This window comes from Arthrobacter sp. BF1 (assembly GCF_056680215.1).
In genome coordinates, this window is the sequence record NZ_CM155271.1 from 1,407,524 (window position 1) to 1,419,645 (window position 12,122).

A 12,122-nucleotide genomic window follows, 5' to 3' on the forward strand; every position below is an offset into this window, starting at 1 on the left:
GAAACATGGGGGATCTGGCAATAGATTTCTGTGGTGAATGGTACGAACCGTCCGATGAGGAGATCTTCAACATCGGCCGGGAAGGCGATCTCGAGGTGGACGACAACCCGTACCTTCACCGCCAGTTCCTGCAGGTGGCCCGCTATGACGGGATCTGGTGGCTCAGTAACGTGGGCAGGATGCTGTCCGCCACTGTGGCCGACGGTTCCGGCGGCATGCAGGCGTGGCTGTCCCCGGGCGCCCGCATACCGCTGGTGTTCAGCCACACAAACATCATTTTCACAGCAGGCCCCACCACGTATGAGTTCGCAGTGCATCTCAAAACGCCGTCCTTCCGCCAGCAATCACGTGAAGACGACAGCAACGGCGACACCACCATCGGCCCGGTCGTCTTCACCGATTCCCAGAAGGCCCTCATCGTGGCGCTGGCCGAACCCATGCTGCGTCGCGAAGGGACCGGGTTCAGTGCCATCCCGTCGTCGGCCGCAGCCGCCAAAACCCTGGGCTGGGCCCTCACACGGTTCAACCGGAAGCTGGACAACGTCTGCGACAAACTTGACCGCGTAGGCGTCGTGGGCCTCCGCGGCGGCGGCGGAAAGCTGGCCACCAACCGGCGTGCCCGGCTCGTTGAACATGCGGTCACCACCCACCTGGTGACCGTCGAAGATTTGCATCTTCTGGAAAAGATGAGGGGCGTGGACGACGTATGAGGATCCGGCTAACACTCCGCCGGAACCCGGCGGAAACCAAGGACCTGGCCGTCACGGTGGACGGCCTGGCCACCGTGGCGGACATCGCCACCCAGTTGTGGGTCGCGGACCCCGACAGGAAGGGCTCCCCGGCGCCGGACAATCTTTCCCTGCGCATCGACGAGGCCTTTGTGGGCGGTGGAATCCGCGGCAACGTGCTGACGCGCACGGACAACCTGCTGGAGTCGGGGCTGCGCCCGGGCTCCGTGGTCTCGCTGGCTGAAGTCAGCGAACACTTCAACGCTCCCGGCGCCAACCGCGGTCCCGCCGCCGCGACGTTGCGGATCCTCTCAGGGCCCGACGTCGGGCAGGAGTTTTCGCTGCCCTCCGGCACCAGCTACATCGGCCGGGACCGGGACGTTGACATCCGGCTCACGGACCCGCTGACCTCCAAACGCCACGCCCGCATCACGGTGGGCGAAAGCGTGGAGATCGTGGACACCAACTCCGCCAACGGCCTGCTCATGGACGGTCTTCCGGTTACCAGGGCCACGCTCAACTCGTCGGACACCGTCACCCTGGGGGAGACCACCGTGACGGTGGTGCCGCTGGGGCACAACCACGCGGCAGCCCCGACGTCGCCCCTTGTCGATTTCAACCGGTCCCCGCGCGTTGTTCCCCGCTTCGACGCGCCCAAGCGCGTGCCCCCCGCCGGGCCGAAGCGGCCGGACCACCAGGCCTTCCCGTACATCATGCTGATGGCGCCGCTCCTGATGGGCGGCGTGATGTTTGCGGTCACCCAAAACATGCTCTCGGTAATCTTCATGATGATGATGCCGCTGTTCATTGTGGGCCATTATGTGGACCACAAGATGCAGACCAGGCGCCAGCAGAAGGAGCAGCTCAAGCAGTTCCGCGGTTCCATGGCCGCCTTCCGGCAGGACATCACCGAACTGCAGCGTGTGGAACGGGCGGTCCGTGTGCAAGAGGCGCCCTCGGTGAGCGACACCGTGGATTCCATCTACAAGCTGGGCCCGCTGCTGTGGACCCACCGCCCGGAGCACCTCGGTTTCCTGGGGCTGCGGTTCGGGCTTGGCACCAGTCCGTCGCGCATCATGTTCGAGGAACCCAACAACAACGAGACCGAAGCTGAATACATGCGCGAGATCCAGGACTGCCTGAAGCAGTTCCGGGACATCGAAGGTGTGCCCGTGGTCTCGCAATTGCGCACGGCAGGGGCTTTCGGTGTTGCCGGGGCACGCGGTCTCGTCGACGATGTGGCCCGCGGCATGGTGCTGCAGTTCGTGGGGCTGCACTCGCCTGCTGAAGCGGTGGTCACCGCCATCACCTCCGCCCAGTCCCGCCAGCGCTGGGATTGGCTGCAGTGGCTGCCCCATGTGGGCTCGGGCCACAGCCCGCTCTCCGGTGACCACTTGGCCGCTGGTTCCGCCAGCGGCTCCTCCCTCCTGGCCCGGCTGGAGGACCTGCTCGATGCGCGGGAGGCCATGGCCAAGCGTTCAGCTCCCGAAGCCAGGGGAGTGATCGATCCGGCCAAGCACGAACTCCCTGCACCGGTGCTGCCCGCGGTCCTGGTCATTGTTGAAGACGACGCCCCGGTTGACCGCGGCAGGCTGACCCGCCTCGCCGAACGCGGACCGGACTCCGGCGTCCACGTCATGTGGGTGGCCACCGACATCCAGGCGCTCCCGGCTGCCTGCCGCGACTTCATGGTGGTGGACGGGGACAACGGCACCACCACCGGGCAGGTCCGGCTGGGCCGGCACACCTACCCCGTCAGCTGCGAAAGCCTCGACTCCGAACTGGCCGCCCAGCTGGCCCGGATGCTGGCCCCCGTGGTCGACGTCGGCAAGCCGGTGACGGACGATTCCGACCTGCCGCGCGCGGTCTCTTATGCCACGCTGATCGGCAAGGACTTCCTGGACAACCCGCAGGCCGTCGCGGAGCGCTGGGAGGAAAACAACTCCGTCCATGCTTCGGCCGTGCCCAACCGGAAGGACAACGGAACCCTCCGTGCCCTGGTGGGTTCCAAGGGCATCGAACCCCTGTACCTGGACCTGAAGAACGAGGGCCCGCACGCCCTGGTAGGAGGCACCACCGGTGCCGGCAAATCCGAATTCCTGCAGTCCTGGGTCATGGGCATGGCCGCGGCCTACAGCCCGGACCGGGTGAGCTTCCTCTTTGTGGACTACAAAGGCGGGGCCGCGTTCGCTGACTGCCTCAACCTTCCCCACACGGTGGGCCTGGTGACCGACCTCTCCCAGCACCTGGTCCGCCGCGCGCTGACGTCGCTGCGGGCCGAGCTGCATTACCGGGAGCACCTGCTGAACCGGAAGAAGGCCAAGGATTTGCTGGCCCTTCAGCGCGAGGCCGATCCCGAGGCCCCGCCGTACCTGATCATCATCGTTGACGAGTTCGCTGCGCTGGCCACCGAAGTGCCGGAGTTTGTGGACGGCGTGGTGGATGTGGCCGCCCGTGGCCGGTCGCTGGGCCTGCATCTCATCCTGGCCACGCAGCGTCCCGCGGGCGTCATCAAGGACAGCCTGCGCGCCAACACCAACCTCCGCGTGGCCTTGCGCATGGCTGACGAAGACGATGCGTCAGACATCCTCGGGGTGCCGGATGCAGCCTACTTCGATCCCTCCATCCCGGGACGTGGCGCGGCTAAAACCGGGCCCGGCCGCATCCAGGGCTTCCAGACGGGCTACGCCGGCGGCTGGACGACCGAAAAGCCACAACGCCCGCAGATCGACATCGTGGAAATGGCGTTCGGGTCAGGGCAGAGCTGGGAAGCGCCCGCCCCCGAGAAGCCCGTCAAGGAAGCCCCTGCAGGTCCCAACGACATTGCCAGGATGACCACCAACATCGTCCGTGCGGCAGAGTCGCTGGCCATCCGGCCGCCCCGCAAGCCGTGGCTGGACGAGCTCGCCACCACCTACGACTTCTCCAAGCTGCCCAACCCGCGGACGGACGAGCGGCTGCTGCTGGGAGTGGCGGACGATCCCACCCGCCAGGACCAGCCCACCGTGTTCTACGAACCGGACAAAGACGGCAACATGGCCATCTTCGGCACCGGCGGCTCCGGTAAGTCCGCGGCCCTGCGCGGGATCGCGATCGCGGCCGCCGTCACGCCCCGCGGCGGTCCCGTGCACATTTACGGGATTGACTGCGGCTCCTCCGGGCTCAAGATGCTCGACGAACTTCCGCACGTGGGCGAGATCATCGACGGCGACGACGTGGAACGTGTTGGCCGGCTGCTGCGACTGCTGCGCGACATCGCGGACGAACGGTCTGCGCGCTACGCCGACGTCCGGGCCTCCACCATCGTCGAGTACCGGTCGTTGGCAGACCGCCCGGACGAGAAGCGCATCTTCGTCCTGCTCGATGGCATGTCAGCGTTCCGCGAGACCTACGAGTACAGCAAACTGTCCGCGCTGTGGGACATCTTCCTTCAACTGGCTACTGACGGCCGCCCCCTCGGAATCCACCTCGTCATTACCGGCGACCGGCCCAACTCCGTACCCGCGTCGCTGCTTGCCTCCATCCAGCGACGCCTGGTGCTGCGCCTGTCCTCGGAGGACGACTACCTGTCCATGGATGTCCCGAAGGATGTGCTCAGCTCCGCCTCACCGCCAGGACGGGGACTGCTGGGCGGCCTCGAGGTGCAGTTGGCCGTCCTCGGCGGGAACTCCAACCTCGCCCTCCAGGCACGCGAGGTCCACAAACTCAGCCAGGCGATGCTGCGCCAGGGACTGGAGCAGGCACCAAAGATCCAACGGCTGCCGGAACAGGTGGACCTGGACCTGCTGCCCGCCGGCAGTCCGGACCTCCCGGTCATCGGCGTCGATGACGAAACGCTGCAGCCGGCCGAGATCATGGCCAAAGGCCCCCTGCTCCTGGCCGGGCCTCCCGGAGCCGGTCGTACCGTGGCGCTGGTCAGCCTCGCCTATGCGCTGCGCCGGTCCAACCCGGATACGGAACTGGTCTACATCGGCTCGCGCCGGTCCGCGGTGGCGTCACTGCCGCTCTGGAACCGTTCAGTGGTGGGCGCCGACGACCTGTCCGAGATTGTGGAAGACCTGATGGAGCATTCCAGCGGAAACCCGGGCAGGGTGGCGATCTTCATCGAAGGCCTGACCGAGTTCACGGACACGGTGGCGGAATCGGGCGTTTCGCAGCTCGTGACGGCATCCATCAAGGCTGACCAGTGGGTGATCGGCGAATCCGAGACGTCAACCTGGTCCTCCGCCTGGTCCCTTGCGCAGCCGTTCAAGTCCGGCCGCCGGGGACTGCTGATGAACCCGGGCGACATCGAAGGGGACAGCCTGCTGAGCACGTCGCTGGGCCGCGTGAGCCCGCAGTTCATCCCGGGCCGCGGGTACATTGTGGGACGCGGAAAGGCGCGCAAGCTGCAGATCGCACTGCCGCCTGAAAACAGGGACTGAGTCCAGCCAGCACCGGGGCCCGCAAATCCAAGGATTTGCGGGCCCCGGTGCGTTGTAGAAGACTACCGGCAACACTAGTTCGCCGCGGAGGGGTGCCGCGCGCCGTTCCGCAAAGGTAACCATGATCCGATCCTCTTCCGCGCCCCGCGGCGTCGCCGCGGCTGCCATGGCGGTGCTGGCGCTCACGGTCGGCGTCTCAGCTGCTGCTCCCGCGCAGGCCGACGACGGCGGCACGGGTCCGGGCTGCGGAGTTGTCTGCGGGCTGCTCCCCGGGGAGCAGAAGAACCCGCCGACTGGTCCCGGCACAGGGAAGCCGACCGAGCCGCCGTCGGCCACTCCTACTCCTGCACCACCTCCGCCGGAGCCCGCTCCGGCGCCCACAGGCCCGCCCGTTCCGGACGAACCGGCTCCCGCTCCGGTTCCTACCGTGGCCCCTGACCCCACGGTTTCTGCAGCTGAGGAAACGCCGACGCCGGAGCCCACCACCAGCGCCGCGTCACCTTCCGCGACTTCCGCGAGCCCGTCGGCTGCATCTAACTGGAACACCCCGGTCACGAGGGCGGCGAAGCCCACGCAGGCGGGCGCAGTGTCCCGGAACGATGGCTCAGGGCTGTTTGGCGGCCCCGGGCTGCTGCCCGTCATGGCGGGCGTGCTGCTGGTGGGAGTCGCCGGCCTGGCGTTCGCCTGGTGGGGCAGGAACCGGCTCTCCTCGCACTGACTACGTTTTTTCTTTCCGTTTTTCGCACTGGCGACTGATGGGCAGTGGTGCATGGGCAGCGGTGCCCATCGACGGGTTTCCGGGGCCGGGATAGGTTTGGGGCAATGGATCTTCCGGATGAGCCGGGGGCCGCTGGGGATGTCGATCTGGATCGGATCCAACTACTTATGAGGAGAAACTGATGGCTATTTGGGGCGCAGATGTAGAGCAGCTCAGGACTCTTGGCACGAAGCTGCAGGCCGGTGCTTCGGAGATCGAGCAGCAGCGGAGCAACCTCAGCCGCCTGCTGGACAGCACAGTCTGGGAGGGCCCGGACGCGAAGCACTTCCGCAGCGAATGGTCCGGCACCCACACCAGTGCCCTGAACCAGGTCATCCAGGCGCTGAAGGATGCCGGCCAGAAGGCCACGCGGAACGCCAGCGAGCAGGACCAGGCTTCACGCTAGGCCAGCCTTGATTGACCGAGGGCCCGGACATATTGTCCGGGCCCTCGGGCGTTAAGTGTCAGAGGGGTAAGGCAAGATAGGTCTGTGAGCACAGCAACGGGCCCCGCAGAGGCTACAGCCGCCAGCAATGAGACCACGACCGAACAGGAAGCCGTCCCTTCCGAATCGGTCCGCGAAGAATACGAGAACCTGGCTGATTCGGTCAGGAAGTACCGCTTCGCGTATTACCAGGAGGACGAACCCCTGGTCTCGGACGCCGAATTCGACGAACTGTTCCGGCGGCTGGAGGAGATCGAGGCGCTGCACCCCGAGCTCATTGCCAACGATTCCCCGACGCAGGAAGTGGGCGGTGAAGTCTCAGCCGCGTTCGCCGCCGTCGAACATCTGCAACGCATGTACAGCCTCGAGGACGTCTTTTCCCTCGAGGAACTGGAGGCCTGGATCACCAAAGCCGAGGCCAGCATCACCAAACTCGGGGACACAGCCGGGCCCGCCTGGTTGACAGAACTCAAGATCGACGGCCTGGCCGTCAACCTGTTGTACCGGGACGGCAAGCTGGTCCGGGCCGCAACCCGGGGTGATGGAACCACGGGCGAGGACATTACCCACAACGTGCTGACCATCAAGGAAATCCCGCAGGAACTGACCGGAAGCGGATTCCCGTCCGAGATGGAAGTACGCGGCGAGGTCTTTATCCCGTCCAAGGCATTTGCGGAATTCAATGAGGCGCTGATTGAAGCGGGCAAGGCACCCCTGGCCAACCCCAGGAACGCCGCGGCCGGTTCCCTCCGCCAAAAGGATCCTGCGGAAACGGCCAAGCGGCCGCTGCGGATGTTCGTTCACGGAATCGGTGCCCGCGAAGGGTTGGAGACCCTCAGTCAGTCCCGGACGTATGGCCTGCTGGAGACGTGGGGCCTGCCCGTCAGCCCGTACTTTGAGGTTCTCGGGAGCCTGCAGGAAGTGCTTGCGTTCATCAAACGCTACGGCGACAAACGGCACAGCCTGATGCACGAAATCGACGGCATTGTGGTCAAAGTCGACGACCTCGCCACCCAGCGCGCCCTTGGGTACACCACCCGGGTGCCGCGGTGGGCCGTGGCCTACAAGTACCCGCCGGAGGAAGTCCACACAAAACTCCTTGATATAGCAGTCAACGTGGGACGCACCGGCCGTGTGACCCCGTTCGGTGTGATGGAGCCGGTGAAGGTTGCCGGGTCAACGGTAGGCATGGCCACCCTGCACAACCAGGACGTCGTGAAGGCCAAGGGTGTGAAAATCGGCGACATTGTTGTGCTGCGGAAGGCCGGTGATGTCATCCCGGAGATTGTTGGCCCCGTGCTGGCTCTGCGCGATCAGCAGGAGCCGCCGGTGCGCGACTTCGTGATGCCCACCGAATGTCCCTCGTGCGGAACCACCCTCGCGCCCGGCAAAGAAGGGGACGTGGATATCCGCTGCCCCAACGCCAGGTCCTGCCCGGCGCAGCTCCGCGAACGGGTCTTCCACCTGGCCGGCCGCGGCGGCTTCGATATCGAGGCCCTCGGCGGGGAAGCCGCCATCGCGCTGACCTCCGGACCAGGCCCGGATCCCGCCACCAACGGTGGCAGGGTGGAGCCGGCCGGCGATGGCATCCTGAGCAGTGAGTCCCAACTGTTTGAGCTGGCCGCGGACTCCGGACTGGACGAGCTGCGGAACAAGCTGGCCGACGTGGCTGTCTGGCGGGAGAAGCGCGTCAAGGGTGTAGGTACGGGAACCTGGGATCTGGTCCCGTACTTCTGGACAAAGGCCACGGCGAAGTCTCCGTCGAAGCCCACGGCCACCACGGAGAAGCTGTTCAAGGAGCTTGAGAAGGCCAAGAGCCAGCCGCTGTGGCGTGTGCTCGTGGCGTTGTCCATCCGTCATGTGGGTCCCCGGGCTTCCCGCGCCCTGGCTACAGCGTTTGGCAGCATGAACAGCATCCGGAATGCCTCTGAAGAAGACCTTGCGCACGTGGACGGGGTGGGGCCCACCATCGCGGCGGCGCTCAAGGAATGGTTTGCCGAGGACTGGCATCTCGAGATCCTCGACCGTTGGGCTGCCGCCGGCGTCCGGATGGAGGACGAACGGGACGAGTCAACACCCCGGACCTTGGAAGGGCTGACCATTGTTGTCACCGGCTCCCTGCCTGATTTCAGCCGGGACGAGGCGAAGGAAGCGATCCTCACCCGGGGCGGCAAGGCAGCAGGTTCCGTCTCCAAGAACACCAGTTATGTGGTGGCCGGGGAGAACGCCGGCACCAAGCTGGACAAAGCGGAGCAGCTGGGAATACCCGTGCTGGATGAGGACGGCTTCCGGGAGCTCCTGGCGAACGGTCCTGCCGCGGCGCCGGACGGTACTGCTGAATCCGGTAACGCTTCCGAACCGGAAAACGCTGCCAAATCCGACGAGACAGACGCACCCGGCAACACTTCCGAATCCCAAGAGGTATCAGAATGAACCGGCCAGACCTCACTCTTGAACTCCTTGAGGTGGCTAAGCAGGCGGCCGCCGCGGGCGCCGCCGTGCTGGCTGCACGCAACGGCGACGCCTTGGGGGTTAGCAACAAAGGTGATGCCGGCGACTGGGTCACCGCCTTCGATGTCGCCGCGGAAAACGCGGTCCGGAACGTCATCACGGCCGCCCGGCCGCGGGACATCATCACGGGGGAGGAACACGGGACCACGCGGCCCGCGTCCCCCAGCGGCTATCGCTGGTCCATCGACCCGCTGGACGGAACCACCAACTTCATCCGGAATATCGTCTACTACGCCACCTCCGTAGCAGTCGCCGATTCCGACGGCGTCTGGCTGGCCGGCGTCGTCAGCGCACCTGCCTTGGGCCGCGTGTATCATGCTGCCCGCGGCCACGGCGCGTGGCTGGAAGAGGGCGGCCGGCTGACCCCGCTGCAGGGTCCGGTGACGGGCCGCGCCGGCCAGATCCTGGCCACTGGCTTCAGCTACGATCCCGCAATACGTGTTGAGCAGGCTGCGATGCTGGGTGACCTTATGGACGGGTTCGCCGACGTCAGGCGGCTGGGCTCGGCGGCGTTGGACCTTTGCCTCGTGGCGGACGGAACCCACGACGCCTACGGGGAACGCGGCCTCAACGAACATGACTACTCAGCCGGGGCGCTGATCGCGGAGGAAGCGGGCTGCTGGGTGCGGCGTCCCCGCCTGGACAGCCCCCTCGACGGCGGGCCCACTGACGCGGACAGACTTGCTGCCTGGACCTGCGCCGGAACCTTGGAGCTGGCCGGGAAGTTTCCGCTCTGACCCCGTTCCGGCACTAGCATTGTCAGGTGCAGCCGCAAATTAGCATCCGACCCGCCGTTGAGGCAGACTTCGACGCCATCGCCAGGATCACCGCAGCCTCCTACCTCGCAGCGGGATATTTTGACAGCGCCGACCACCCCTACATGCAGCAGATCCAGGAGGTCGCGGCGCGTGCGGCGAAAGCCACCATTTGGGTTGCCGAGCGGGACGGGCAGGTGGTGGGTTCTGTGACGTTGGCGCTCGCAGGCGAACCGTACGCCGACATCGCACTGGCGGATGAGCTGGAGTTCCGGATGCTCGTGGTCGATCCCGCGGTGCAGCGCAGCGGTGCAGGGCAGGCCATGGTGAAGGCCATCATCGAGCATGCGAAGTCGCTGGATGGGATCAACGGAGTGGCGCTGACCACCGGCAGGACCTGGGAGAGCGCCCATGGCCTGTACCGGAAGACAGGATTCCGCCGCGTCCCGGCACGCGACTGGCTGATTCCCGGCACCGACATAAAACTGCTGGTTTACCGGCTCGATGTCTAGCCGCCCTAAAGTGGTGCCGACTCATTTTCAGCACTGAAAGGCCCACCATGCGCAAAACATTCGGCACCGGCTCCGTCTGGGAACAGACCCTCGGCTACTCCCGGGCCGTCCAGGTGGACAACACGCTTTACATTTCAGCCACTGCCGCAAGCGGTGAAGACGGCATCGTGGGTGAGGACTTCTACACCCAGACCCAGTTCATTCTCCAGAAGCTCGGGGGCGTCCTGGCCGACGCCGGGTTCAGCTTCGAGGACGTCGTTCAGTCCAAGCTTTACCTAACGGACATCACCAAGTGGGAGGAAGCCGGCCGGGCGCACGGCGAAGTCTTCGGCGAGATCCGGCCCACCCTGTCCCTGGTGCACGTCCTGCCGTTACTGGACCCAAAGATGCTGGTGGAGATCGAGCTCGTCGCGCAGAAGAGCGCCAGCTAACGGAAAATCGAAGCCGGCCGCCGCGCGGCAGGGCAAAGGCGAAGCCAGGCCGGCAGTCTTGCCAATTACCTTCGGCAAGTTATCCACATAGAGGTACAGCCTTCGCACTGTTGACGGGCTGCTCCGTGATGCTGGAGATATGGACAAAACGGCAGCTGCGGAGATTATGGAGGCCATCGCGGCGTCTGCTTTGCAGCTGGCCGGTGTGCTCCGGGGGCCGGCGCTAATTCCTGCGGGTGATCTGGCTCGTTGGGAAGCTGAGGCGTGTCTGACGGTGTTGTCCGGGGCGGCGGGGTTGGAGGCTATGGCCGCCGCGGTAAAGGTCCATGCCGCGGGTGGCTACGACGAGGCCGCCCGCGCAACTGCCGGACCGCCGGTGTCGACGGAAGACCACACCGGTCAGGAAATGAGTATCGTGGCCGAGGTCTCGTGCGCCCTGACGGTCAGCGAACGCACGGCCGGCGGGCTGCTGGGCGAAGCCCACCGCTTGCGTACTGCCCTGCCGCTCACGCTTGCCGCTCTTGAGGCAGGGACCATTTCGTGGCAGCACGCCCGGATCATGGTGGATGAAACAATCAACCTGGACCCCGCCGGCGCCCACGCGTTGGAAGCCCATTTCCTGGACCCTGACGCGCCGAACCCGGCCCGGGGCCCGGCCGGGCACTTGGTCCCGGGCCGGTTCCGGGCCAAGGCCCGGACCTGGCGAGAGCGTCACCACCCGGTCAGCATCGAACAACGCCATGCCAACAGTGCTTTGGACCGTCGGGTTGTGTATTCCCCGGACCGGGACGGCATGGCCTGGCTCTCGGCCTACCTGCCCGCCGATCAGGCATCCGGGATTTGGGAGCGGACCACCGCAGCAGCCCGGGCCCTTCAGGGCCCTACCGAGGGCAGGACCCTCACTCAACTCCGTGCCGACAACGTCGCGGCATGGCTCCTCGGCGGCACCCTGGACGGCACTCAGGACGACGCTGCCGGGATAATTCCGTCACCGACAGCCCAGGTCCTCGTCACCGTGCCGGTGTTTGCGCTGATGGGTCTGACCGAGGAACCCGCCATGCTGGACGGGTACGGGCCGATCCCACCGTCCATGGCCCGCGCCCTCGTGGCTGACGGTGCCCAGTCGTTCCACCGCCTGAGCGATCCTCGCGACGGCGCCCCGTTGGAGATCGGCCGAGACAGTTACCGGGTCCCCAAGGCCCTGCGTCAATGGCTTAGGTTGCGGGACGGAAAGTGTCCATTCCCTGGCTGCTCCAACCCGTCCCTGGACAACGAGGCCGACCATATCCTTGCCTGGGCCAACGGCGGCACCACCGGCATCTCAAACCTTGGCCAGCCATGCCCCAAGCACCACCCGACTCAAGCACAGCACACCCTGGGAACCAACCGCTGCCACCAAGGACGAACCGCCCGGCTGGATTTCACCCACAGGCCGGCACTACCAAAGCGAACACCCCGATTGGGAACCACCCCACTGGCCGGACGTCATTAACGCCAGAGACAGTCGGCAGGATGACACGTTGGCACCCACCCAACTGGCCGCTGCCCTCCTGCCCTGA

At 66.0% G+C, this 12,122-nt stretch carries 8 protein-coding genes and 1 pseudogene; all 9 read left to right on the forward strand.

Translation table 11 applies throughout. The annotated features are described in order from the left end of the window. Positions 1-5 precede the first annotated feature (5 nt). The 9 genes and pseudogenes from AC1MCD_RS06605 to AC1MCD_RS06645 all read left to right on the forward strand — a co-directional run bounded on the left by AC1MCD_RS06605 (position 6) and on the right by AC1MCD_RS06645 (position 12,122). Positions 6-710 (forward strand): hypothetical protein, encoded by a 705-nt coding sequence (locus AC1MCD_RS06605; protein WP_498676992.1) that lies wholly within the window; start codon positions 6-8, stop codon positions 708-710. Beyond that, positions 707-5,152 carry a type VII secretion EssC family protein gene (locus AC1MCD_RS06610; RefSeq protein WP_498676994.1) on the forward strand — a complete coding sequence of 1,482 codons (4,446 nt, stop codon included), beginning with the start codon at positions 707-709 and terminating at the stop codon, positions 5,150-5,152. Before AC1MCD_RS06605 ends, AC1MCD_RS06610 begins: the two co-directional genes overlap by 4 nt. 121 nt (positions 5,153-5,273) lie before the next feature. After that, positions 5,274-5,870, forward strand: coding sequence for a hypothetical protein (locus AC1MCD_RS06615; protein WP_498676995.1), 597 nt, complete (start codon positions 5,274-5,276; stop codon positions 5,868-5,870). A 181-nt stretch (positions 5,871-6,051) separates the two neighbouring features. Further along, positions 6,052-6,315, forward strand: coding sequence for a WXG100 family type VII secretion target (locus tag AC1MCD_RS06620; RefSeq protein ID WP_498676997.1), 264 nt, complete (start codon positions 6,052-6,054; stop codon positions 6,313-6,315). Positions 6,316-6,399: 84 nt separating this feature from the next. Further along, the gene (gene ligA / locus AC1MCD_RS06625) at positions 6,400-8,787 is read left to right on the forward strand and encodes an NAD-dependent DNA ligase LigA (RefSeq protein WP_498676998.1); all 2,388 of its coding nucleotides are present in this window, start codon (positions 6,400-6,402) and stop codon (positions 8,785-8,787) included. Next, positions 8,784-9,602 carry an inositol monophosphatase family protein gene (locus tag AC1MCD_RS06630; RefSeq protein ID WP_498677000.1) on the forward strand — a complete coding sequence of 273 codons (819 nt, stop codon included), beginning with the start codon at positions 8,784-8,786 and terminating at the stop codon, positions 9,600-9,602. Before ligA ends, AC1MCD_RS06630 begins: the two co-directional genes overlap by 4 nt. Before the next feature lie 26 nt (positions 9,603-9,628). After that, positions 9,629-10,132, forward strand: coding sequence for a GNAT family N-acetyltransferase (locus tag AC1MCD_RS06635; protein ID WP_498677002.1), 504 nt, complete (start codon positions 9,629-9,631; stop codon positions 10,130-10,132). Positions 10,133-10,179: 47 nt separating this feature from the next. After that, a complete protein-coding gene (locus AC1MCD_RS06640) occupies positions 10,180-10,563 on the forward strand; it encodes a RidA family protein (RefSeq protein WP_498677004.1) in 384 nt (127 codons plus the stop codon). A gap of 139 nt (positions 10,564-10,702) precedes the next feature. Beyond that, positions 10,703-12,122, forward strand: a pseudogene (locus AC1MCD_RS06645) (HNH endonuclease signature motif containing protein).